The organism is Streptomyces sp. NPDC003393, from assembly GCF_053589015.1.
Genome location: NZ_JBSFRB010000050.1, coordinates 1 through 23,619, shown reverse-complemented (window position 1 = coordinate 23,619; position 23,619 = coordinate 1). Strand labels below are relative to the sequence as shown.

General features: G+C 71.8%; 16 protein-coding genes. 10 read left to right on the top strand and 6 right to left on the bottom strand.

What is annotated here, in order from left to right:
• Nucleotides 1-38: 38 nt before the first annotated feature.
• A complete protein-coding gene (locus ACWDUZ_RS33445) occupies nt 39-605 on the bottom strand; it encodes a hypothetical protein (RefSeq protein WP_451635571.1) in 567 nt (188 codons plus the stop codon).
• A gap of 418 nt (nt 606-1,023) precedes the next feature.
• Here ACWDUZ_RS33445 and ACWDUZ_RS33440 point away from each other — a divergent pair, with 418 nt between their 5' ends.
• The 5 genes from ACWDUZ_RS33440 to ACWDUZ_RS33420 are packed head-to-tail and all read left to right on the top strand — an operon-like array spanning nt 1,024 to nt 9,048.
• Entirely contained in the window at nt 1,024-3,966 is a 2,943-nt protein-coding gene (locus ACWDUZ_RS33440) for a nitrate- and nitrite sensing domain-containing protein (protein WP_451635570.1), read from the top strand.
• Nucleotides 3,963-4,397 (top strand): roadblock/LC7 domain-containing protein, encoded by a 435-nt coding sequence (locus tag ACWDUZ_RS33435; RefSeq protein WP_451635569.1) that lies wholly within the window; start codon nt 3,963-3,965, stop codon nt 4,395-4,397. Before ACWDUZ_RS33440 ends, ACWDUZ_RS33435 begins: the two co-directional genes overlap by 4 nt.
• Nucleotides 4,398-4,406: 9 nt before the next feature.
• Nucleotides 4,407-4,802, top strand: a complete 396-nt coding sequence (locus tag ACWDUZ_RS33430) for a DUF742 domain-containing protein (RefSeq protein WP_451635568.1) — start codon at nt 4,407-4,409, stop codon at nt 4,800-4,802.
• Nucleotides 4,803-4,826: 24 nt separating this feature from the next.
• Nucleotides 4,827-8,462 carry a hydantoinase B/oxoprolinase family protein gene (locus ACWDUZ_RS33425; RefSeq protein WP_451635567.1) on the top strand — a complete coding sequence of 1,212 codons (3,636 nt, stop codon included), beginning with the start codon at nt 4,827-4,829 and terminating at the stop codon, nt 8,460-8,462.
• Nucleotides 8,443-9,048 (top strand): GTP-binding protein, encoded by a 606-nt coding sequence (locus tag ACWDUZ_RS33420; protein WP_451635566.1) that lies wholly within the window; start codon nt 8,443-8,445, stop codon nt 9,046-9,048. The genes ACWDUZ_RS33425 and ACWDUZ_RS33420 overlap by 20 nt, the downstream gene beginning before the upstream one ends.
• A 212-nt stretch (nt 9,049-9,260) precedes the next feature.
• Here ACWDUZ_RS33420 and glpK read toward each other — a convergent pair whose 3' ends face one another.
• Nucleotides 9,261-10,781, bottom strand: a complete 1,521-nt coding sequence (gene glpK, locus ACWDUZ_RS33415) for a glycerol kinase GlpK (protein ID WP_451635565.1) — start codon at nt 10,779-10,781, stop codon at nt 9,261-9,263.
• Between the two features lie 455 nt (nt 10,782-11,236).
• Between glpK and ACWDUZ_RS33410 the strand changes: the two genes are divergently transcribed.
• Nucleotides 11,237-12,055 (top strand): M15 family metallopeptidase, encoded by an 819-nt coding sequence (locus tag ACWDUZ_RS33410; RefSeq protein WP_451635564.1) that lies wholly within the window; start codon nt 11,237-11,239, stop codon nt 12,053-12,055.
• Between the two features lie 58 nt (nt 12,056-12,113).
• Nucleotides 12,114-12,650: an NUDIX domain-containing protein gene (locus ACWDUZ_RS33405; protein ID WP_451635563.1), complete on the top strand. Its 537-nt coding sequence runs from the start codon at nt 12,114-12,116 to the stop codon at nt 12,648-12,650.
• A 118-nt stretch (nt 12,651-12,768) separates the two neighbouring features.
• On the opposite strand, the gene ACWDUZ_RS33400 is transcribed toward ACWDUZ_RS33405, so the two are convergent.
• The gene (locus ACWDUZ_RS33400) at nt 12,769-15,135 is read right to left on the bottom strand and encodes a glycoside hydrolase family 31 protein (RefSeq protein WP_451635562.1); all 2,367 of its coding nucleotides are present in this window, start codon (nt 15,133-15,135) and stop codon (nt 12,769-12,771) included.
• Between the two features lie 214 nt (nt 15,136-15,349).
• Here ACWDUZ_RS33400 and ACWDUZ_RS33395 point away from each other — a divergent pair, with 214 nt between their 5' ends.
• A complete protein-coding gene (locus ACWDUZ_RS33395; protein ID WP_451635561.1) occupies nt 15,350-17,326 on the top strand; it encodes an acetoacetate--CoA ligase in 1,977 nt (658 codons plus the stop codon).
• 9 nt (nt 17,327-17,335) lie between these two features.
• Here ACWDUZ_RS33395 and ACWDUZ_RS33390 read toward each other — a convergent pair whose 3' ends face one another.
• Nucleotides 17,336-18,655 (bottom strand): aminotransferase class I/II-fold pyridoxal phosphate-dependent enzyme, encoded by a 1,320-nt coding sequence (locus ACWDUZ_RS33390; RefSeq protein ID WP_451635560.1) that lies wholly within the window; start codon nt 18,653-18,655, stop codon nt 17,336-17,338.
• 121 nt (nt 18,656-18,776) lie between these two features.
• Here ACWDUZ_RS33390 and ACWDUZ_RS33385 point away from each other — a divergent pair, with 121 nt between their 5' ends.
• Together ACWDUZ_RS33385 and ACWDUZ_RS33380 are read left to right on the top strand one after the other, a co-directional pair.
• Nucleotides 18,777-19,985 carry an MFS transporter gene (locus ACWDUZ_RS33385; RefSeq protein WP_451635559.1) on the top strand — a complete coding sequence of 403 codons (1,209 nt, stop codon included), beginning with the start codon at nt 18,777-18,779 and terminating at the stop codon, nt 19,983-19,985.
• A gap of 25 nt (nt 19,986-20,010) precedes the next feature.
• On the top strand, nt 20,011-20,922 hold the full coding sequence (locus ACWDUZ_RS33380) for a hypothetical protein (protein WP_451635558.1): 912 nt from the start codon (nt 20,011-20,013) through the stop codon (nt 20,920-20,922).
• 68 nt (nt 20,923-20,990) lie between these two features.
• On the opposite strand, the gene ptsP is transcribed toward ACWDUZ_RS33380, so the two are convergent.
• Together ptsP and ACWDUZ_RS33370 are read right to left on the bottom strand one after the other, a co-directional pair.
• A complete protein-coding gene (gene ptsP / locus ACWDUZ_RS33375) occupies nt 20,991-22,661 on the bottom strand; it encodes a phosphoenolpyruvate--protein phosphotransferase (protein ID WP_451635557.1) in 1,671 nt (556 codons plus the stop codon).
• 84 nt (nt 22,662-22,745) lie between these two features.
• Nucleotides 22,746-23,195, bottom strand: coding sequence for a PTS sugar transporter subunit IIA (locus ACWDUZ_RS33370; protein ID WP_451635556.1), 450 nt, complete (start codon nt 23,193-23,195; stop codon nt 22,746-22,748).
• Nucleotides 23,196-23,619: the final 424 nt, after the last annotated feature.

Below are 23,619 nucleotides of genomic sequence, written 5' to 3'. Positions count from 1 at the left end.
CTGTCCGACGATTCCCGTCTGCCCTGCGATCCGACCTGTCAGGAGTGAGACAGCCGGCCCGCGCCACCCCGCCGGTGTATTCGCTGCCGGCCGCGCTCGGCCGCCCGCTCCTCCCGCCGGGCCCTGCGCCGCTCGCGCCGCAGGGCCCGCGCCGTGCTGCTGGGGGCCGAGACCACGCCGTGGCGCTGGTTCCACACCTGGCGGGTCACCCAGACGTCGAGGGCCGCCCAGGTGGCCACCACGGTGCCGGCCACGCCGCCGAGGACCATCGGGAAGGCCAGCCAGGATCCGGTCAGAGTGAACAGGAAGGCCACCACGGCCTGGACGAGGGTCACGGAGATGATCAGCACCGCGCGCACGGCCGCCGTGCGTACCGGGTCCGGCAGCCTCCGCCGCCGCGCGGGCTCCTCGATCCACAGCGGCTTGTAGGCGGACCGCTCGACGGGTTCGCCCACCCCTGCCTCGGCAGGCAGGCCGTATGTCCCTTTCCGGGCGCTCCCCACCGTCGGAATGTCGCGATCAGGTACCTCGGGCGTCTGCCGTGCCGCCGTCCGCGGCTCCCCACCGCTGCCGACGGCCCGCTCGCGCTGCTCCACCGTGCTCATCAACCGTCACTCCCCACCGCCGGCAGGCCGCTCGCCCCGTGCCCGAGGAACCGGCTCCCCACTGACTGCCCGGCTTGCGCCGCTTTACGCCGCCCAGGTGCGGGATGCGGCTCCAGTGGCCCATTCCGCCCCGATGTCCCATGGATAAGGACGAACGAAGCACCACGAGGATTCCCGGCGGGCGAAAGATATCGGCCACCTCGTCAGGTCTGCGGATCCGTTCCGGCCGACCCGCCGTCCACGCGTTCGGGGGCGCCATCTCCCGCCATGCCTGGACAACTCGCCCTCTCTCGCCGACAGAACGGAAGTTCGTCCTCCGGTCGCGTCTTCGAGATACCCGTGTGTCGGTAGTAGGCTCGCGCCGTTTGTTGACGCACACGTGTACCCCCGGCCGCCGGGGGCCGAGCTGGGGGAGGCCATGCCCTTTCGCGGGAAGTCCATCCGCCGGAAGATCGTGGCGCTGCTTCTCGTGCCGCTGCTGTCCCTGGCCGCCATCTGGGCCTTCGCGACGGTGATCACAGGACGCCAGGCGAGCCAGCTGTTCAACGCCTCGTCCGTGGTGGAGGAAATCGCCTACCCCACCGAGGACACCATCCGCGTCCTGCAGCAGGAACGCCGCCAGACCCTCGTCCACCTCGCCGACCCCCGTGCCTCGGACAGCCTCGCCGCGCTCCAGCGCAGCCGGGCCGCCACCGACAAGGCCGTGGCCCAGCTCCGCCGGAACGCGGCGAACGCCGACGTCCGCGACGCACTGGGCACCGGCAGCTCCGGACGGCTGACCGCCGCCCTCGAGGCCTTCGACGGCCTCGACTCCCTGCGCCGCGGCGTCGAGGACCGCAGCGTCGGACGCGCACAGGCGCTCGACCTCTACAACCGCCTGGTCGACCCCTGCTACGTCCTGCTCGCCGACCTCCACGTCGTCGACGACGTCGACCTCGACAAGCAGTACCGCGCCCTGGTCAATCTGGCGCGGGCCCGCGAACTCCTCTCCCGTGAGGACGCGCTGTTCGGCTCCTCCCTGGTGGTCGGCACCCTCACCCGCGACGAGAGCCGCGACATCTCCGAACTCCTGGCCCAGCGCTCCCTGCTCTACGAGGTCAGCCTGCCGCTGCTGCCGGCCTCCGAGCGCGGCCGCTACCAGCGCTTCTGGGCGAATGCCGGCTCCGCCCCGCTGCGGACGGCCGAGCAGGCCGCCGCCTTCACCACCTCCGGCACGCCGCGGGGCGTGAGCGCGAAGAGCTGGGACACCGCCGCCGCCGACGCGCTCGACGACCTCGGCACCCTTGACGACCGGGCCAACGACCGCTTCCAGGACCGGGTCCACCCGGTCGCCATGAAGGTCGTCCTGGAGGCAGCAGTGGCCGGTGTCCTCGGCCTGATCGCCCTGCTCTTCTCCCTCTTCCTGTCCATACGCATCGGCCGCGGCCTCATCCGCGACCTCAGACAACTGCGCCTGGAGGCCCACGAGGCGTCCGGTGTCCGCCTGCCCAGCGTGATGCGCCGTCTGTCCGCCGGCGAACAGGTCGACGTGGAGACCGAGGTACCCCGCCTCGAATACGACAAGAACGAGATCGGCGAGGTCGGCCAGGCTCTGAACACCCTGCAACGGGCCGCCGTCGAAGCCGCCGTGAAGCAGGCCGAACTGCGGGCCGGCGTCTCCGAGGTCTTCGTCAACCTCGCCCGCCGCAGCCAGGTACTGCTCCACAAGCAGCTCACCCTGCTCGACGCCATGGAACGCCGGACCGAGGACACCGAGGAACTGGCCGACCTGTTCCGCCTGGACCACCTGACCACCCGTATGCGCCGGCACGCCGAGGGCCTGGTGATCCTCTCCGGTGCCGCCCCCTCCCGGCAGTGGCGCAAACCCGTGCAGCTGATGGACGTCGTACGCGCCGCGGTCGCCGAGGTCGAGGACTACGAACGCATCGAGGTCCGCCGGCTGCCCCGGGTCGCCCTCACCGGCCCCGCGGTCGCGGATCTCACGCATCTCGTCGCCGAACTCCTGGAGAACGCCACGGTGTTCTCCCCGCCGCACACGGCCGTGCAGGTCCTCGGCGAACGCGTCGCCAACGGCTTCACCCTGGAGATCCACGACCGCGGTCTGGGCATGGCCGCCGAGACACTGCTGGACGCCAATCTCCGGCTGGCCGAGACCCCGGAGTTCGAACTCTCCGACACCGACCGGCTCGGCCTGTTCGTCATCAGCCGGCTCGCCCAGCGGCAGAACGTGCGCGTCTCGCTCCAGCCGTCCCCGTACGGCGGCACCACCGCCGTCGTCTTCATGCCCGACGCTCTGCTCTCGGACGACGTCCCCGACACCAACGGCATCGGCTTCCGGCTCGACCGGGACCGATCGGCCGGGAAGACGGAGCGGGAGGAGAACCGCAGAGCCGCGCTTTCCCCGGCCCCCGTACAGCTTCCAGGACTGCCGGTCTCGCTCCTGGACGGGCCGGTGGAACTGGAAGGGCCCGTCGATCTGGACGCCGTCGAGGACTTCCCGGGCGTCCTCGAGGACGAGGACAGCGAACGCGGTGGCCTGTTCCGCCCCCGCCGCTCCCCGGACCGGCCGCAGCCCGGAGAGACGACGCCCGGCCACACCGGCCGGCCCTGGGAGGGCGCCGGCCTGCGTGGCGGCACACCGCCGCGCATCTCCGAGGGCGAGGACGACAGCCTTCCGACACAGCTGCCCCGGCGCCGGACCCCCAAGCTGGTCAGCTCCAACGGGCGCCCGGTCACCGAACAGCGGCCCCGCCGCGACCGAGCGGACGACAAACCGCTCACGAGCGGCGGCCGGAGCGAATCGGAATCCGCGGCCGCGTTGCCTGCCCGCCGCCCCGACGAGACACCGCTGAGGCCGGCCGGCCAAGCGGCTGACGGCCCCGGCGAGCAGGCCACCGTTGAGACGTCTGCGGGCACCGTTGAGACGTCTGCGGGCACCGTTGAGACGTCTGCGGCCACCGGCGAGACGCCTGCGGCCACTGGCGGGACGTCCCCGGCCACCGGCGAGGCGTCCGAGGGACTGCCCGCCCTTCCGCAGCGTGCCCGCCGGCCCGCCCTCCAGGCAGATCCGGCGGACGACACCGACGGATCGGCCGCGACGGCGTCCGGCGAGCCCGCGCCCGACGCGGGGCACCTGCCCCGGCGGGTACGGCAGGCGAACCTCGCCCCGCAGCTCAGGCAGACACCCGAGCGGCGCACCGAGGACGGGGCCGACCCCGTCGACCGGGATGCCGACGAGGTACGCAGCCGTATGGCCTCGCTCCAGCGCGGCTGGCAGCGCGGCCGTGAGGAGAACGCCGCGGCGGACGACGCCCGCGGCGGCAACACCGCACCAGGAACGACTAAGGGGGACGGTCGATGACCGCACCGAAGACGACCGGCCACACCGCGACCGACAAACGGCAGCTGAACTGGCTCCTCGACGACCTCGTGGACCGGGTCGCCAGCATCCGCAAGGCCATCGTGCTCTCCGGGGACGGCCTGCCGACGGGGGTGTCCAAGGACCTGACCCGGGAGGACGGCGAGCACCTGGCCGCCGTCGCCTCCGGCTTCCACAGCCTCGCCAAGGGCGTGGGCCGGCACTTCGACGCCGGCGGCGTCCGGCAGACCGTCGTCGAGCTGGACGACGCCTTCCTGTTCGTGACCGCCGCCGGCGACGGCAGCTGCCTCGCCGTCCTGTCGGACGCCGACTCCGACGTCGGCCAGGTCGCCTACGAGATGACGCTCCTCGTCAAACGGGTCGGCGTACATCTGGGGGCCGCTCCGCGCACCGATCTGCCCTCCGGCGGGTAGTGGGATGACATGAGCGGAGACGGTCAGGCGACAAGCCACTGGTTCGACGACGACGCCGGACCGGTGGTCCGCCCGTACGCCATGACACGGGGCCGCACCAGCCATGCGGCCCAGCACCGCCTCGACCTGATCGCGGTGGTCGTCACGGAACCCCATGTCGACGACCCGGAGGCGGACCACGCGCTGTCCCCGGAACACGTGGACATCATCGAGCTGTGTCGTGACACCCCGCAGTCGGTGGCCGAACTCGCCGCGGAACTCGACCTGCCCGTCGGTGTGGTGCGCGTCCTCGTAGGTGACCTCGTGGACGAGGAGTACGTCCACGTGAGCCGCCCGGTGCCGCCCGCCGAACTGCCGGACGAGAGCATCCTCCGCGATGTGATCAACGGCCTGCGGGCGCTGTGAGCGGCGCGGAAGCGGGGTGACGACATGGCAGCCTGGCAGTTCTGGGTCGACCGGGGCGGCACCTTCACCGACATCGTCGCGCGGGGCCCCGACGGGCGACTGGTCACCCACAAGCTCTTGTCCGACAACCCGGCGCGGTACGCCGACGCGGCCGTCGCCGGGGTCCGCGCACTCCTGGGCGACTCCCCGGACCCCGTCGAGTCCGTGCGCATGGGCACCACCGTGGCCACCAACGCCCTGCTGGAACGCAAGGGCGAGCGGACCGTCCTGGTCGTCACCCGGGGCTTCCGTGACGCCCTGCGCATCGCCTACCAGAACCGCCCGCACATCTTCGCCCGCCGCATCGACCTGCCCGAACTGCTCCACGAACGAGTCATCGAGGTCGACGAACGCATCGCGGCGGACGGCACCGTACTGCGCGCGCCCGACCTGGACGCCCTCTCCGGCCCCCTCCGACAGGCGTACGACGACGGGATCCGCGCCGTCGCCGTGGTCTGTCTGCACAGCCATCTCCACTCCGCTCACGAGCGGGCCGTCGGCGAGCTGGCCGCGCGCATCGGTTTCCCGCAGATCTCGCTGTCCAGCGAGGTCAGCCCACTGATGAAACTCGTCCCACGCGGGGACACCGCCGTCGTCGACGCCTACCTGTCGCCCGTGCTGCGCCGCTACGTCCAGCACGTCGCCGACGAACTGCGGCATGTACGGCTGATGTTCATGCAGTCCAACGGCGGCCTCGCCGAGGCCGGGCAGTTCCGGGGCAAGGACGCCATCCTGTCCGGGCCCGCCGGGGGCATCGTCGGCATGGCCCGCATGTCGCGACTCGCCGGCTTCGACCGGGTCATCGGGTTCGACATGGGCGGCACCTCCACCGACGTCTCCCACTACGCGGGCGCGTACGAACGCGTCTTCACCACACAGATCGCCGGCGTCCGGCTGCGGGCCCCCATGCTGGACATCCACACCGTGGCCGCCGGCGGCGGCTCCGTACTGCACTTCGACGGCTCCCGCTACCGGGTGGGCCCGGACTCGGCCGGGGCCGACCCGGGACCCGCCTGCTACCGCGGCGGCGGCCCGCTCGCCGTCACCGACGCCAACGTCATGCTCGGCCGTATCCAGCCGGCCCACTTCCCCAAGGTCTTCGGACCCGACGGAGACCAGCCCCTCGACCGGGATCTCGTCCGGGACCGCTTCACCGCCCTCGCCCACGAGATCCGGGAGCGGACCGGCGACGACCGCACCCCGGAGCAGGTCGCCGAGGGCTACCTGCAGATCGCCGTCGCCAACATCGCCAACGCGGTCAAGCGGATCTCCGTGCAGAAGGGGCACGACGTCACGCGCTACGCCCTCACCACCTTCGGCGGCGCGGGTGGGCAGCACGCCTGCATGGTCGCCGACGCGCTCGGCATCCGCACCGTCCTCGTCCCGCCCATGGCGGGGGTCCTTTCCGCCCTCGGCATGGGACTGGCCGACACCACCGCCATGCGCGAGCGGTCGGTCGAGGCACGCCTGGAGCCCGCCGCGATGCCGGGCGTCCTGAAGACCGCCGACGACCTGGAGGGCGCGGCCCGCGCGGAACTGCTGGCCGAGGACGTCCCCGAGGAGCGCATCCGGGTCACCCGGCGCGCCCAGCTGCGCTACGACGGCACCGACACCACCCTCACCGTCGAACTCACCGAGCCCGACACCATGCGGCACGCCTTCGAAGAACGTCATCGCGCCACGTACTCCTTCACGCTCGACCGCCCGATCGTCGTCGAAGCCCTCTCCGTGGAAGCCACCGGCATCACCGAACCCCCCGATCTGTCCGCCCTCAGCCCGTACCGACCCGTCCGCGCGGGCGGCTCCGCGGCCGTGGAGACCGTCCGTCTCCACACCCAGGGCGCCTGGCGCGACGTACCCCTGCGCCGCCGGGAGGATCTGGCACCCGGCGGAACCGTCACCGGCCCGGCGATCATCACCGAGGCCGGCGCGACGAGCGTCGTCGACGACGGCTGGCAGGCCATGGCCACCGACGACGGTCATCTGGTCATGGAACGCACTGCGGTCACGGAGAGTTCCGATCTCGGCACGGAAGCCGACCCGGTCATGCTCGAGGTCTTCAACAACCTCTTCATGTCCATCGCCGAACAGATGGGTGCCCGGCTGCAGTCCACCGCCCAGTCGGTCAACATCAAAGAGCGCCTCGACTTCTCCTGCGCCCTGTTCGACCCGGACGGAAACCTGGTGGCCAACGCGCCGCACATCCCCGTCCACCTGGGCTCGATGGGCACCAGCGTCAAGGAGGTCATCCGCCGCCGCGGCTCCCGGATGCGACCGGGGGACAGCTACGCGGTCAACGACCCGTACCACGGTGGCACCCACCTGCCGGACGTCACCGTCATCACGCCGGTCTTCGACACCTCGGACACGCACGGTGACCGGATCCTCTTCTACGTCGCCTCCCGCGGCCACCACGCCGAGATCGGCGGCATCGCACCGGGCTCCATGCCCGCCGACAGCCGCACCATCGACGAGGAGGGCGTCCTCTTCGACAACTGGCTGCTGGCGGAGGCCGGCCGGCTGCGCGAGGAGGAGACCCACCGGCTGCTGACCGCGGGGCCGTACCCCTCCCGCAACCCGGACACCAACCTCGCCGACCTGCGCGCCCAGATCGCGGCCAACCAGAAGGGCGTCGACGAAGTCGCCCGCATGATCGAGGAGTTCGGGCTGGACGTCGTCCAGGCCTACATGCGGCACGTCCAGGACAACGCCGAGGAGGCCGTCCGCCGGGTCGTCGACGCCCTCGACGACGGCGATTACGCGTACGAGACCGACTCGGGCGCGGTCATCCGGGTCCGCGTCCGCGTGGACCGTGCGCACCGGTCGGCGACGATCGACTTCACCGGCACCTCACCGCAACAGGACACCAACTTCAACGCGCCGCTCTCCGTCGTCAACGCGGCAGTCCTCTACGTCTTCCGGACTCTGGTCGCCGACGACATCCCGCTCAACGACGGCTGTCTGCGGCCCCTGAGGATCGTCGTGCCGCCCGGCTCGATGCTCAGCCCCGAACCCCCGGCCGCCGTCGTGGCGGGCAACGTGGAGACCTCCCAGGCCATCACCGGGGCGCTGTACGCAGCGCTCGGCGTCCAGGCGGAGGGCTCCGGGACGATGAACAACGTCACCTTCGGCAACGAACGCCACCAGTACTACGAGACCGTCGCCTCGGGCTCCGGCGCGGGCGACGGCTTCCCCGGCGCGAGCGTCGTCCAGACCCACATGACCAACTCCCGGCTCACCGACCCCGAAGTCCTCGAATGGCGGCTGCCGGTGCGCCTGGAGGAGTTCTCGGTCCGGCGCGGCAGCGGCGGCGCCGGGCGGTGGCGCGGCGGTGACGGAGCGGTGCGCCGCCTCCGGTTCCTCGAAGCCATGACCGTTTCCACACTGTCCCAGCACCGCAGGATCCCGCCGTACGGCATGGCGGGCGGCGCGCCCGGCGCACGGGGTGCGGCCCGGGTGGAGCGCGTGGACGGCACCGTCGTCGAACTCGGCGGCAGTGATTCGGCGGACGTCGCCCCCGGCGACGTGCTCGTCATCGAAACCCCCGGCGGCGGAGGCTACGGCCCGCCGTCCGGCTCACCTCGAGCAGGAGAACAAAGCGATGATCTTCGGGCGTTCTGAGCGCGGCAAACCCCCGGTCGAGCCCCTCACGCTCAAGATCCTGGTGGCCGGCGGTTTCGGCGTGGGCAAGACGACGCTCGTCGGCGCGGTCAGCGAGATCAGGCCGCTGCGCACCGAGGAACTGCTCACCGAGGTGGGCCGCCCGGTCGACGACGTCAGCGGTGTGGAGGCCAAGCACACCACCACCGTGGCCATGGACTTCGGCCGGATAACGCTCCGCGAGGACCTGGTGCTCTATCTCTTCGGGACGCCCGGACAGGAGCGCTTCTGGTTCATGTGGGACGAGATGTCCGAGGGCGCGCTCGGCGCCGTGGTGCTGGCCGACACCCGCCGTCTGGAGGACTGCTTCGCCGCCGTCGACTACTTCGAACGGCGGTCCATCCCCTTCCTGGTCGGCGTCAACTGCTTCGACGGAGCCCCCCGCCATCCGGTCGAGGCCGTCCGCAGAGCCCTCGACCTCGACGACGACGTTCCGGTGCTGCTGTGCGACGCCCGCGACCGGGAGTCGGTCAAGGAAGTCCTGATCGGAGTCGTCGGGCACGCGATGGCGCTGGCCGCGGAACGCCGCCGGGCCCTCACCACCTGACGCCGCCGACCGGCGGACGTCGCACAAGCCGTACTCCCTCCGGCCGGTGGGCACCGCACGGGCCGTAACTCCCTCCGGCCGGTGGGCAGCGCGCGGGCCGTACTCCCTCCGCTCCGGCCCGTGGGCACCGCACGGCCCCTGCTCCCGCCCGCCGGGGCACGGGCGGCGATGCACGGGCACGCGCGCGTGCGTCACGGCGGTTCACCCGCGGGTCAGCCCTCGCCGTCCTCCAGCCATCCGAAGCTCTTCTCCACCGCCTTGCGCCAGTTGTGGTACTCGCGGTCGCGGACCGAGGCATCCATGGACGGAGTCCACTCGGCGTCCATCCGCCAGTGGGACTTGAGTTCGTCGAGGTCGTTCCAGACGCCGGTGGCGAGCCCGGCCGCGTAGGCGGCGCCCAGACAGGTGGTCTCCGAGATCCTGGGCCGGATCACCGGGACGTCGAGCACGTCCGCCTGGTGCTGCATCAGCAGATCGTTCTTGGTCATGCCGCCGTCGACCTTCAAGGTGGTGAGCTTCACCCCGGAGTCCTGGTACATGGCGTCCACGACCTCGCGTGTCTGCCAGCTGGTCGCCTCCAGCACCGCCCGGGCCAGGTGCGCCTTGGTGACGTACCGGGTCAGGCCGGTGATCACCCCGCGCGCGTCCGAACGCCAGTACGGTGCGAACAGGCCGGAGAACGCGGGCACGATGTACGCCCCGCCGTTGTCCGCCACGCTCGCCGCGAGAGGCTCGATCTCGTCCGCGGTGCGGATGATGCCGAGCTGGTCGCGGAACCACTGCACCAGCGCGCCGGTGATCGCGATGGCCCCCTCCAGACAGTAGACCGGCGGCTCGTCACCGATCTTGTAGCCCATGGTGGTGAGCAGACCGCTCTTCGACGGAACTGGCCGGTTTCCGGTGTTGAGCAGCAGGAAGCTGCCCGTGCCGTAGGTGTTCTTGGCGTCCCCCACGTCGTAGCAGGCCTGGCCGAACACGGCCGCCTGCTGGTCCCCGAGGGCCGATGCCACCGGTACGCCCGCCAGTTGGCCGACGGCGGTCCCGTAGACCTCGGAGGAGGACCTGATCTCGGGCAGGATCGCCGCCGGCACGTTCATGGCGGACAGGATGGACTCGTCCCACTGGAGGGTCTGCAGGTTCATCAGCATGGTGCGGCCGGCGTTGGTGACGTCGGTGACGTGCCGGCCGCCGTCCGTGCCGCCGGTGAGGTTCCAGATCAGCCAGGAATCGATGGTGCCGAAGGCGAGTTCGCCGCGCTCGGCCCGGTCGCGCAGACCGGCCACGTTGTCGAGCAGCCAGGCCGCCTTCGGGCCCGAGAAGTAGCTGGCGAGCGGCAGGCCGGTCTGTTCGCGGAACCGGTCCTGCCCCACGGAGCCGCCGAGTTGGTTGCACAGGCCCGCGGTCCGCGTGTCCTGCCAGACGATCGCGTTGTGCACGGGCTTGCCGGTGGCGCGGTCCCACAGCACGGTCGTCTCACGCTGATTGGTGATGCCCAGTGCGCTGAGCTGGTCGGCGCGCAGCCCGGCCTTGGCGACTGCGCCGGCCACCACCGCCTGCACCTTCGACCAGATCTCGGTGGCGTCGTGCTCCACCCAGCCGGGCTTGGGGAAGATCTGGCGGTGCTCGCGCTGGTCGACGGCGACGATGGCCCCGCTGTGGTCGAAGATGATGCAGCGGCTGGAGGTGGTGCCCTGGTCGATTGCGGCCACGTACTTCTCGGCGTTGTCCGTCATGGCTACCCCTTCGTGGCGAGGGTCGGAAGAAGGCTGCGGTGTGGTCGACGTGCGCGGGCGTACCTCCGATCGCGGAAACGGTGCGCGGAGGCGAGAGATAGGAGAGGTTTCAACCTTTCCGTCCTCGCTCGTATCAGTTTGTCCCAGAATCGCGGGATGCTGCGCGAGATGACCGACAGGCGCGTGACAAGCATGCCGAGGCAGCCGCGTCGCCCGTGGAGAGGAGGCCGGGCGCACGGGTCGCGCACCGGGAACCGGCCAGGACGCGCTGGAGACGCGCGGACACGGCGACCGGCACGGAAAGTGTTCACCCGTACACAAGGAGCGTCAAGGCTGGAACCCCTCGCGTCCTGTTCCAACGGGGGCGGCCTGCCGACTGCCGGTGATGGATCACGTTGCGCGAAGGTGCGCAACCGCTTCCCATGGCGGGCCCGCTCCCGATAGATGTAGGAGACATGACACGCCTGCGCCTGTCCCGTACCCTCCGCGGTGTGATCACCGCGGTGGCCGCCCTGCTGACCGTGACGGCCGTCTCCGCCACCGCCCGGGCCACCCCCGCCGATCCCGGGGCGCCGAAAGACTTCGTGGCCCTGAGCGCCGTGGATCCCACGATCATCCAGGAGATGCGCTACTTCACACCCCACAACTTCGTCGGCGAGCGCGTCGACGGCTACGAGCAGCCGATGTGTGTCCTCACCCGGCCGGCCGCCGAGGCCCTGCACAAGGCCCAGAAGGAACTCCTGCGCCAGGGCTACAGCCTGAAGGTCTACGACTGCTACCGCCCGCAACGCGCCGTGGACCACTTCGTCCGCTGGGCCGAGGACCTCGACGACCAGGCCATGAAGGCGGAGTTCTACCCGCGCGTCGACAAGACCCGGCTGTTCGACGACGGCTACATCGCGGCGAAATCAGGCCACAGCCGCGGCTCGACGACGGACCTCACCATCGTCAGGCTCCCGGCCCGGCCGACCCACCCCTACGTCCCCGGTCAGTCCCTCGTGCCCTGCTATGGGCCCGAGGGCGAGCGCTTTCCGGACAACTCCCTCGACATGGGGACCGGATTCGACTGCTTCGACACTCTCGCGCACACGCTCGACCCCAGGATCCAGGGGCAACAGCACGCCAACCGACTGCTGCTGAAAAGCACCCTGGAGAACCTCGGATTCGTGAACCTCGCCGAGGAGTGGTGGCACTTCACCTACCAGCCCGAGCCCTACCCGGACACCTACTTCGACTTCCCGGTGTCCCGGAAGTCCCTCACCTCGCGGCACTGAGCGACTGCTCGAACATCTGACAGGAGACGCCCTTCCTCTGATCGGATACAGTCCGCCCGTGTCCGAAAATCAACACCTGACTGTCAACTCCGTCCCGGACTGCCACTGTTCGAGCTGCGGAGCGCCCTATGAGGAGGGCGTCTCCGGCTGGCCCCGCACCTGCCGGGCCTGCGGGACCGTGGCCTACCGCAACCCGCTGCCGGTCGCCGTGGCCCTTCAGCCCGTGTACGACACCAAGGGCACCGCCCTGGTCGTGATCACCCGCACCGTGGCCCCCGCGCGCGGGGGCACGGCCCTGCCCGGTGGCTATGTCGACGACCGAGAGGACTGGCGGCACGCCGTCGTGCGCGAGCTCAAGGAGGAGACGGGTATCGACGCGGCCGCCCGCGACGTGCGGCTCGCCGATGCCATGAGCTCGCCCGACGGTCATCTGCTCCTCTTCGGGCTGCTCCCGGAACGCCCGGCCGAAGGTCTGCCGCAGTCCGCCGCCACCGACGAGACCGAGGGCTGGCACCTGCTGCGCAGGCCCGAGGAACTGGCCTTCCCGCTGCACACGCTGGCCGTACGCGCCTGGTTCGAGGGCCGGTACGTCTGAGCGGAGGGCTCCCGCGAGTCGAGGTCACCGCCGGGCCGAGCACTCTTTGGGCTCATGGCCTCCGCGGGTGCATGAGACCTCTCCGGCTCGGCCTCTGCCGGCCCAGCGCGCGGCGCGCTCAGTGCTCGTCGAGGCCTCGGACGCGGAGCGGGCGGGACGCGGCACCCGGCCCCTCGTCCCGCTCGTGCTCCACGACCACCCGCCGGCCACGCAGGCGGACCACGTAGCGCTCGATCTCCGGTTCGGCCCAGCCGTCGCCCGGGTCCGGCACCACCAGCCCACCCCCCGTCCGGCCCGGGGCGGGTGCCCACACCTCCAGCTCCAGCCCACCCTGCTCGCCCCGCACGGGTATCACCGCTCCCGCGCGCGCGAGCACGGGAATCCGCCGCAAGGGGGCGTCGACCACCACCTGCCCCGGCCCCTGGTACGCCCGCCCGGTCGCCGTGTCGTACCAGCGGCCCGGCGGCAGCCGCACCGTCCGCCGTTCCGTGCCAGGCCGGAGCACCGGTGCCACCAGCAGACTGTCGCCGAGCAGGAAGGCGTCCTCGCAGTCGCGCAGGGCGCGGTCCTCCGGTGCGCCCCACCACACCGGGCGCACATAGGGCGCGCCGGTGCGCCGTGCCAGATGCGCCAGCGTCACGAAGTACGGCAGCAGACGCCGGCGCTCGACGAGCGCCACGCGCGCGTGCTCCAGCACCTCGGGCCCGAACTCCCAGGGCTCCCTCCGGCCCGCCCGCAGGCTCGCATGCGTCCGGAACAGCGGCAGGTACGCGCCCAGCTGAAACCAGCGCAGGTACAGCTCCGGCGAGGGACTGCCGTCGAACCCGCCCACGTCCGGCCCCGAGTAGGGCACCCCGCACAGTCCCAGCCCCAGCACCAGCGACATCGAGGCCTTCAGTCCCGGCCAGCCCGTGGCCACACCCCCCGACCAGGTGCCGCCGTAGCGCTGAAGGCCCGCCCACCCCGAGCGGGAGAAGACGAACGGCCGCTCGCCGGGTGCCAACTCGCGCAGCCCCTCGTACCCGGCCCGGGCCATGCACAGACCGTACACGTTGTGCGCCTCACGGTGGTCGCCGCCCCGGCCCTCCAGGGCGTGCCGGGCCGACCGGGGCAGCGTCGTCTCTCCGAAGGCGGCGAAGGAGGTCGGCTCGTTCAGGTCGTGCCAGAACCCCGAGAACCCCTGGCCCAGCCGCTCCTCGTACCGCCGGCCCCACCACTGCCGCACGCGCGCGTGCGTGAAGTCCGGGAAGACCGTCTCCCCGGGCCACGCCACGCCCCGTACGACCTCGCCCGAGGCGTCCCGCACGAAGGCGTCCTCGGCGGTGCCGGCGTCGTACACGGCGTTGCCCGGCGCGGCCCGCACGGCGGGGTCGACGATCGACACCAGCCGTATCCCGTCCCGGCGCAGCTCCTCCGCCAGCACCGGCAGCTTCGGGAAGCGGTCCTGGTCGACGGTGAACACCTGGTGCCGGTCGTAGTGGTCGATGTCCAGGTGCACGGCGTCCAGGGGCAGATCGTGCTCCTGGTACGCCGCGACGATGCGCCGCACCTCCTCCTCGGTGCCGAAGCCCCACCGCGCGTGATGGTGGCCCAGGGCCCACGAGGGCGGCAGCGCCGCCGCCCCCGTGAGGGAGGCCCAGGCGTGCGCCACGCGCGCGGGAGCGCCGACGACCACCCAGCAGCGCAGCGGACCGCCGTCCATCCGCAGTTCGCTCGCACCGGCCCGGTCGTGGCCCGAGCCGGCGCCCTCCTCGCCCTCCCGCAGGACGACCGTGCCGTCCCAGGTGTTGTCGTGGAACGCCAGATGCGTCCCCGCGTCGGCGACCACCCACTGGACCGGCATGGTGATGTACAGCGGGTCGTCACCGGGTTCGAACGAGTGACCGGGGTCGGTGTTCCACAGTCGGTAGGTGCCGTCGCGCAGCCGAGGCCCGCACGCCCGCCCGCCCAGGCCGAAGAACCGCGCGTCGGCGGCCACCTCCGAGCGCTGCAGCCAGCGCCCCGGCCCTCCGCCGGCCGGCTCCCACCACCGGGGCGGCAGATCCCGCCGCAGAGGCACACCTCCGGGTGTGCGTACCTCTATCGCGCCCTGCCGTGAGACGGCGACGGTGACCCGCTCGGCCACGATCCGCCAGCCGCCCTCCTTGTCCGGTTCCAGCACCGCGCGGGGGTCCGGCTCGGGGCAGGGGCCGGCCAGTGCGTACGACGGCTCGGGACCGGCCCCGTCCCAGCCCCAGAAGACGGCACCGTTGACCGCGACCAGGATGCGCAGCTCCGACCGGCTGAACCGCACGATCCCGCCTCCGGGCCCCGGCTCAGCGTCCCGCACCACACCGGGCGTCCGCGCACGCTCGGGCCCCCGCGGCGGCAGGGCCCTGGCGTCGGCGCGCCGCCTGCGCCAGGCAGCCCGTACGGTGCGCAGCCCCTGGGCCGCGCGCACGGAACCGACCGCCTTCACCGAACGCACCAGGTCACGACCGTTCATGCTGCTCACCCTGCCATCGACAGCGCTCCGCGCGCGTGTCGTTCCATTGCCGTTCACGCAGGCCCGGACCACATCGTCTCGACTCGGACCATGTGGGGTGGACCCTGGTGCAGAAGTCGATCACGTGGCATCGTCCGTGTCAGCCGTGTCACGCGCACACCCCAGCACGTGCGCGGACCGACGCACACGACGCGCACAGCCCGGGAGGCGCCCCATGTCGACCGCGAACCCCCTGCCGCTCTGGCAGCCCGATCCGCAGCGCATCGCCCAGGCACGGATCACGAAGTTCCAGGCCTGGGCGGCCGAGCATCTCAATGCGCCCGCCGAGGGCGGGTACGCGGCCCTGCACCGCTGGTCCGTCGACGAACTGGACACCTTCTGGAAGGCCGTCACGGAGTGGTTCGACGTACGTTTCTCGACCCCCTACGCGCGCGTGCTGGGCGACCGCGCCATGCCAGGGGCGCAGTGGTTCCCCGGAGCCACACTGAACTACGCCGAGCACGCCCTGCGCGCCGCTGACGCCCGCGCGCACGAACCGGCGCTCCTGTACGTCGACGAGACCCACGACCCCACCCCGGTGACCTGGTCCGAGCTGCGCCGCCAGGTGGGCTCCCTGGCCGGCGAACTGCGCGCCCTGGGCGTACGCCCCGGAGACCGGGTCAGCGGCTACCTGCCGAACATCCCCCAGGCGGTCGTCGCGCTCCTCGCCGCGGCCGCCGTGGGCGCCGTGTGGACCTCCTGCGCCCCCGACTTCGGCGCCCGCAGCGTCCTGGACCGCTTCCAGCAGGTCGAACCGGTCGTGCTGTTCACGGTCGACGGCTACCGCTACGGCGGCAAGGAGCACGACCGCCGCGACGTCGTCGCCGAACTGCGCCGCGAACTGCCCACCCTGCGCGCCGTCGTCCACATCCCCCTGCTCGGCACCGCGGCCCCCGAGGGCGCCCTGGACTGGTCCGCCCTCACCTCCGCCGACGTCGAGCCGGTCTTCGAACAGGTGCCCTTCGACCATCCGCTGTGGGTCCTGTACTCCTCCGGTACCACCGGCCTGCCCAAGGCCATCGTGCAGTCCCAGGGCGGCATCCTCGTCGAACACCTCAAACAGCTCGGCCTGCACTGCGACCTCGGCCCCGAGGACCGCTTCTTCTGGTACACCTCGACCGGCTGGATGATGTGGAACTTCCTCGTCTCCGGGCTGCTGACCGGCACGACGATCGTCCTGTACGACGGCAGCCCCGGCTATCCCGGCACCGGCGCCCAGTGGGCGGTCGCCGAGCGCACCGGAGCCACCCTCTTCGGCACCTCCGCCGCGTACGTGATGGCCTGCCGCAAGGCCGAGGTCCACCCCGCCCGCGACCACGACCTGTCCAAGGTCCGGTGCGTGGCCACCACCGGCTCCCCGCTGCCGCCCGACGGCTTCCGCTGGCTGCACGACGAGTTCGCCGAGAGCGGCGCCGACCTGTGGATCGCCTCCGTCAGCGGCGGCACCGACGTCTGCTCCTGCTTCGCGGGAGCCGTCCCCACCCTCCCGGTCCACATCGGGGAGCTCCAGGCCCCCTGCCTGGGCACGGACCTGCAGTCCTGGGACCCGAGCGGCGAACCGCTGGTCGGCGAGGTCGGCGAACTCGTCGTCACCAACCCCATGCCGTCGATGCCGATCCACTTCTGGAACGACCCCGACGGCAGCCGCTACCACGACAGCTACTTCGCCATGTACCCCGGCGTATGGCGCCACGGCGACTGGATCACGCTCACCTCCCGCGGCTCGGTGATCATCCACGGCCGCTCCGACTCCACGCTCAACCGCCAGGGCGTACGGATGGGGTCCGCCGACATCTACGAAGCCGTCGAACGGCTGCCCGAGATCAAGGAATCCCTCGTCATCGGGGTCGAACAGCCCGACGGCGGTTACTGGATGCCCCTCTTCGTGCACCTGGTCCCCGGAGCCGTCCTCGACGACGCGCTCCTGGACCGGATCAAGCAGACCATCCGCGAGCAGCTCTCCCCGCGTCACATCCCCGACGAGGTCATCGAGGTGCCGGGCATCCCGCACACCCTCACCGGAAAGCGCATCGAGGTACCCGTCAAGCGACTCCTCCAGGGCACGCCCCTGGAGAAGGCCGTCAACCCCGGGTCCATCGACGACGTCGAACTGCTGCGCTTCTACGAGGACCTGGCCCGCAAACGCGCCTGAGCGCCCCGGTCAGCCCCCGTAGGTGGCCTCGGACTCGCCGAGCACGGCGGCGAAGTCCGAGGCCAGCCGCGCCGCGTCGGCCGGTGCCAGCCCGGCGACCGAGATCCGTACGCCGGGCCCCGACGACAGCCGGAACCGTGCGCCCGCGGCGACCCACCAGCCGTACGACCGCAGCCCGTTCACCACGGCGGACTCGTCCGTCACCGGCACCCACACGTTCATGCCGCTCGCCCCATGAGCCGCGATCCCCCTGGAGGCCAACTCCGCCAGGAGCGCGGTGCGGCGCAGCGTGTACGCCGCGCGCGCCTCGGACACCCGCGTGCGGGCGCCCTCGTCCGTCAGCAGCCCGAGCACCGTCTCCTGGAGCAGATGGCTGACCCAGCCGGACGTCAGCAGCAGCCGCCCGTCGTGACGGGCCAGCGTGGTGGCGTCGCACGCCGCGGCGGCCCAGCGCAGATCGGCGCCCAGGAACTTGCTCACGGTCCGCAGATGCACCCAGCGCGCCGGACCGTCGGCGGTGAGCGTCCGCAGAGGGGCGTCGGTGACCGCCGAGGCGTGGTCGTTCTCGACGACCAGCACGTCCGGGGCCTCGCGCAGTACGTCGACCAGCGCATCGCGACGCTCGGTCGAGAAGCATCCGCCGTAGGGGTTCTGCCCACGCGGACTGCACACCACGGCCCGCGCGCCCGCTCGCAGCGCCTGCCGCAGGGCGTCGGGCCGCATGCCCTCGTCGTCCACCGAAACCGGAACGCTGCGCAACCCCAGCGCGGTCACCAGGTCCAGCAGATGGTGGTACCCGGGATCCTCCATCGCCACGGCGTCACCGGACCGCAGCTCCACGGACAGCAGGCGCCCGACGAGATCCAGCGCACCGTGGGCGAACGTCACGTGCTCCACCGGCACCCCGTCGGGCCGAAGCCAGTCGCGCACGACCTCCTCCAGCCGTGCCAGCCGGGGTGTGGAGCGGTGCGACCGGGCCCCGGGAGCAAGGCGCGACGGCGGCACCAGACCCGGGAGAAACGCGGGATCCGGGTGTCCGCCGGCCAGGTCCCGCAGCCCGGGGGGCACCTTCGGCGGGCGGCGCGAGGCCACCGCCGGGGCCGCGGCCACGACGGTTCCACCGCGGCCCCGGGCCACGACGATGCCGCGCCCCCGCAGCTCCTTGTACGCGGTGGCGACCGTCCCGGGGCTCACCTGGAGATCGTGGGCCAACCGCCGCACCGGCGGCAGCGCGGTGCCGGGAGCCAGGGTGCCCTCTGCCACACCCCGCTCCACGGACGCGGCAATTGCCTTGGCTGTCGTACCAGTGATCGCATATTGTGCTGTCACACCGTCAATTATGTATCAATACATAACTCCATGGCAAGGGGGAGCAGTGGGGACCACCCGCCGCACAGGACGCCCAGGCACAGGACAAGCACGCATCCCCGGCGGACGGGACGGGCGCAGAATGCTCGTCGTCGCCCTGGTCGACCGCACCGGCAGCGGACTGTGGGCATCCGTCTCCGTCCTGTACTTCACCTACGTGTCCGGCCTCTCCGTCGCCGAGGTCGGCACCCTCGCCGCCCTCGCCGGGGCCGTCGGCATCGCCGGCGCCCCCCTCGGCGGCCACCTCGCCGACCGACTGCCCCTCACCCGCGTCCTCATCGCCCTGCAAGTCCTGCGCGCGCTCGCCTCCCTCGCGCTCCTCACCAGCGACCACTTCGCGCTGCTGGTCACCTTCTCCGCCGTGGGCAGCCTCGGCGACCGCGCCGCGAGCGTCCTCACCAAGCTCTACGCCACCCGCGTCGCCGGCCCCGACCGTGTCCGCTACCAGGCCCTCAACCGCACCCTGGCCAACGCAGGCTGGGCACTCGGCGGCCTCGGCGCCGCGGCCGCCCTCACCCTCGGCACCACCGCCGCCTACCGGTGGCTGCTCATCGGCGACGCGCTCTCCTTCGTCGCCGCCGCCCTTCTCACGCTGCGCTGCGCGGAACCCCCGTCCCCCTCCAGAACCGTCGCGGGCTCACACACCGCCGAACCCACCCCCGAGCCCACCAACCCGTGGCGCGACCGTACCTACCTCGGCTACGTCGCCACCGAAACCGTGCTCTTCCTCGACGACGCCGTCTTCAAGGTCGGCCTGCCCCTGTGGATCGCGCACACCGCCGACACACCCCACGGCCTCGCACCCCTGCTCATGGTCCTCAACAACGTCATGGTGGTCGTCCTCCAGGTGCCCCTGGCCCGCTTCGGTGCCACCACGGCGGCCGCCCGCGGCCTCCTGATCCCGCTCGCGGCCACCTACGCCGTGGGCGGCACCGCCATGGCGCTGTCCGCGACCGCCGGCACCGTCGGCGCCACCCTGCTGCTGACCGCGGCGGCCGCCGCCTTCACCACGGCCGAAATGCTCCACGCCACCATCTCCTGGGAGCTGTCCGTCGCCCTCGCCCCCGCCCATGCCCAGGGCACCTACCTGGGCGTCCACGGACTCGCGCAGTCCGCGCAGCGCAGCATCGGGCCGCTCGCCGTCACGGCAGCCATCGCAGCGGGCCCCGCGGGATGGACACTGTTCGGCGCCACCATCGCCCTGACCTGCGTCATCCAGCACCGCACGGTCCGTGACCGACTCGTCCGTCCCCCGTTGTCAGTGCCGCCGGTTACTGTGAGTGAGCAGTGATCGACCGTGCACACAGGGGGAGAACATGGCGCACACCGACCACCAGAGCATGCGACGCGTCCTGCGCCGCGAAATCGCCGGCACCATCGGCCTGCTCACCGACGAACACGACTTCCGCGCCATGCGGCGCTACCGCAGCTTCACCTTCGACGACCACACCACCTACCTCCAGCAGGTCGAGGCACTCCTGCGGACCCGCGCGGCCCAGGGCAGCCACACGGCGGTGGCCCTCTTCGACCCCGAGGAGTACGCCGAATACTGCACCGGCGCCGGCCTCGACCCCGACGCCCCGGCCAGCCGCGCCCGCTTCACCGCCGAGATCGCCACCACCGGCCCGACCGTCCCCTACGACGGACGGCCCCTCGCCGAACTCGTACCCGCCCTCGTCGACGAGGCCGTCCGCCAGGCCACCTGGGAGTACGCCTCCACCCTCCTCGCCCGGCTCGGACCCTGCGCCACCTGTGGCGAGGACATCGGCCGCGCCGCCTTCGACCGAGCCGCCGACCTCCTCACCCGCATCCTCGAGACGGCACCACCGGGAGAGCGGCATCTGGTGTGCAGCGTCACCGCCCCGCCCGAGACTCTTGTCGCCACCCTCCACGCCGACACCGACGACAGCGGCGCCACCCGACTCGACGAGGGTGAGGCACTCGACTTCACCACGGTCCTCGCCCTCGGCATCGCCACCCGCAGGCCCGGCGGACTCGTCATGCGCACCACCCGGCCCACCGGCGCCCGCGACCGTGTCTACGGCTGGCGCCTGCGCGGAGACGGCCTGACCCCCCTCACCGAGGGCGAGGTCTTCGACGCCTACTGCACCGACGCCGAATCCGGCGACCTGATCGGACCGGAATCCGGCGTCGACTACTGCGCACCACCCGACCTCGGAGAGAAAGGCCCCGGAGAGGAGGGACAGCACCCCCGGCACCGCCACTGAACACGTGAAGGGGCGCCCCACGAACGTGGAGCGCCCCTCGACAGCCCGGCCGTACCGGCTCGGGTCCGTCACTCGCCGGACAGCACCGCCTGCGCAGCGCTACGCGCCTCGTCGGCGCTCTCCGCGGCACGCGCGGCCGCCGCCGCACGCTCGCACTGCGCCAGCGTGTGCTTGGCCAGCGTCGCCCGGACATACGGCAGCGACGCCGCACCCATCGACAGGGAGGTGACACCGAGACCGGTCAGCACACACGCGAGCAGTGGATCCGACGCCGCCTCACCACAGACACCGCAGCTCTTGCCCTCGGCCTTCGCCGCCTCGGCCGCCAGCGCCACCAGGTCCAGCAGCGCGGGCTGCCACGGGTCCTGCAGCCGGGACACCGCGCCCACCTGACGGTCCGCGGCGAACGTGTACTGAGCGAGGTCGTTGGTCCCCAGCGACAGGAACTCGACCTCCTGGAGCACCGAGCGGGCCCGCAGCGCGGCCGACGGGATCTCGACCATCGCTCCGAACTTCGCCCGCAGCCCCGCGGCACGGCACGCGTCCGCGAACGCCTTCGCATCGGCCCGGTCCGCGACCATGGGGGCCATGACCTCGAGATAGACCGGCAGCCCCTCCGCCGCCTTGGCCAGCGCCGTCAGCTGCGTCCGCAGCACCTCGGGGTGGTCGAGCAGCGTCCGCAGCCCCCGCACGCCCAGAGCGGGGTTCGGCTCGTCGGCCGGGGTCAGGAAGTCCAGCGGCTTGTCCGCGCCCGCGTCCAGCACCCGCACGACGACACGACCCTCGGGGAAGGCCTCCAGGACCTGCCGGTAGGCCTCGATCTGCTTCTCCTCGGACGGCGCGTTCTTGTTGTCGTCCAGGAACAGGAACTCGGTCCGGAAAAGGCCGACGCCCTCCGCACCGGCCTCGACGGCCGCCGGCACGTCCGCGGGACCGCCGATGTTGGCGAGCAGCGGCACCTTGTGACCGTCGGACGTGGCACCCGGGCCCACCGAGGCCGCCAGCGCCGCCTTGCGCTCCGCGGCCGCCGCCTCCAGCTCGGCCTTCTTCTCGGTGCTCGGGTTCACGAAGATCTCGCCGGTGCTGCCGTCCACCGCGATCATCGTCCCCTCGGCCAATTCCCCGGCGCCGGGCAGTGCCACGACCGCGGGCACCCCGAGCGCACGCGCCAGGATCGCGCTGTGGCTGGTCGGCCCGCCCTCCTCGGTGACGAAGCCCAGCACCAGACCGGGGTCCAGCAGCGCGGTGTCGGCGGGCGCCAGATCCCGGGCGACCAGGACGTACGGCTCGTCGCTGTCCGGCACCCCCGGCATGGGCACGCCGAGCAGCCGCGCGACGATACGGTTCCGCACGTCGTCGAGGTCCGCCACGCGACCCGCCAGGTACTCGCCGGCACCGGCCAGCAGGTCCCGGTATGCGGCGAAGGCGTCGTACACCGCGCGCTCCGCCGTGCTGCCGACGGCGATGCGCCGGTCCACGTCCGCGATCAGCTCGGGGTCCTGCGCCATCATGGCCTGTGCCTCGAGCACGGCCTGGGCCTCGCCCCCGGCGAGGTTGCCGCGCGCCATCAGGTCGGCCGCCACCGCTTCCACCGCCTGGCGGGCGCGCCCCTGCTCGCGCTCCGCCTCCTCCGCCGGTATCTGCCTGGCAGGCGGCTCCAGCACCGCCGTCCCCATGTGCCGTACCTCGCCGATCGCCACTCCGTGGCTCACACCGACGCCTCGCAGCGTTGTCTCCATCTCACCGGTCTCCGATTAGTGCGGCGGGCTCCCGCCACGGTGGTCGTTCTGGTCGCCGTCCTCGTCCTCGAGGACAGCCGGATGTCACTTCCAGGCGAACAGGCCGTCGCCGGCCTTCACATCGCCGCTGTCACGAAGATCGGAGAGGGAGTCGGCGGTGGCCTCCAGGGCCACGACCGGGCACACCGGCGACTTGCCGGCGGCCTCGACGGCGGCGGGGTTCCAGCGCACCACGGCCTGGCCGCGCTTCACGGTGTCGCCCTTGTGCGCCAGCAGTTCGAAGCCTTCGCCGTTGAGCTGCACGGTGTCGATGCCGAGGTGGACGAGCACGCCGTGTCCCTGCTCGTCGACGACGACGAACGCGTGCGGATGCAGCGAGACGATGACACCGTCCACCGGAGCGACCGCCTCGGACGGTTCACGTACGGGGTCGATGGCGGTGCCCGGGCCGACCATGGCGCCGGAGAAGACCGGGTCCGGCACTGCGGCCAGTCCGATGGCGCGTCCGGCGAGCGGGGACGTCACGGTGGTCATGGGAAGCCTCCCAGGGGTGGAGATCGTATGTGCCGCCACTGTCCGTCCCGGACGGCGCACTGTGCAGCAGGTTATGTCACGGTAAGTACCGGATCCGGGCGAGAGCTTACGACAGCTCACGTTGGTGGTCTAGACCACCAATCACGTTGGTTTGCACCCGATCGGCGGACCGATGTAGAGTCGTAGCTCTGTCCGGGGGAGAGAGTGAGGCGGACCAAGCGTCCTCGCTCGGGCAGCACCCAACTTGTCAGATCCTATCTCTGGATCGCCTTCGGCATGTCCGCGGGGCGGTGGTCAGAGAGACCGGAAAAGCCTGATAGAGTTTGGATCACCGAAGGGAAGCGCCCGGAGGAAAGCCCGAGAGGGTGAGTACGAAGGAAGCGTCCGTTCCTTGAGAACTCAACAGCGTGCCAAAAGTCAACGC

What these genes read in the sequence shown, in the direction of transcription:
- ACWDUZ_RS33445 (WP_451635571.1), bottom strand. Translation starts at nt 605, where the DNA reads ATGAGCACGGTGGAGCAGCGCGAGCGGGCCGTCGGCAGCGGTGGGGAG.
- ACWDUZ_RS33440 (WP_451635570.1), top strand. Translation starts at nt 1,024, where the DNA reads ATGCCCTTTCGCGGGAAGTCCATCCGCCGGAAGATCGTGGCGCTGCTT.
- ACWDUZ_RS33435 (WP_451635569.1), top strand. Translation starts at nt 3,963, where the DNA reads ATGACCGCACCGAAGACGACCGGCCACACCGCGACCGACAAACGGCAG.
- ACWDUZ_RS33430 (WP_451635568.1), top strand. Translation starts at nt 4,407, where the DNA reads ATGAGCGGAGACGGTCAGGCGACAAGCCACTGGTTCGACGACGACGCC.
- ACWDUZ_RS33425 (WP_451635567.1), top strand. Translation starts at nt 4,827, where the DNA reads ATGGCAGCCTGGCAGTTCTGGGTCGACCGGGGCGGCACCTTCACCGAC.
- ACWDUZ_RS33420 (WP_451635566.1), top strand. Translation starts at nt 8,443, where the DNA reads ATGATCTTCGGGCGTTCTGAGCGCGGCAAACCCCCGGTCGAGCCCCTC.
- glpK (WP_451635565.1), bottom strand. Translation starts at nt 10,781, where the DNA reads ATGACGGACAACGCCGAGAAGTACGTGGCCGCAATCGACCAGGGCACC.
- ACWDUZ_RS33410 (WP_451635564.1), top strand. Translation starts at nt 11,237, where the DNA reads ATGACACGCCTGCGCCTGTCCCGTACCCTCCGCGGTGTGATCACCGCG.
- ACWDUZ_RS33400 (WP_451635562.1), bottom strand. Translation starts at nt 15,135, where the DNA reads ATGAACGGTCGTGACCTGGTGCGTTCGGTGAAGGCGGTCGGTTCCGTG.
- ACWDUZ_RS33395 (WP_451635561.1), top strand. Translation starts at nt 15,350, where the DNA reads ATGTCGACCGCGAACCCCCTGCCGCTCTGGCAGCCCGATCCGCAGCGC.
- ACWDUZ_RS33385 (WP_451635559.1), top strand. Translation starts at nt 18,777, where the DNA reads ATGCTCGTCGTCGCCCTGGTCGACCGCACCGGCAGCGGACTGTGGGCA.
- ACWDUZ_RS33380 (WP_451635558.1), top strand. Translation starts at nt 20,011, where the DNA reads ATGGCGCACACCGACCACCAGAGCATGCGACGCGTCCTGCGCCGCGAA.
- ptsP (WP_451635557.1), bottom strand. Translation starts at nt 22,661, where the DNA reads ATGGAGACAACGCTGCGAGGCGTCGGTGTGAGCCACGGAGTGGCGATC.
- ACWDUZ_RS33370 (WP_451635556.1), bottom strand. Translation starts at nt 23,195, where the DNA reads ATGACCACCGTGACGTCCCCGCTCGCCGGACGCGCCATCGGACTGGCC.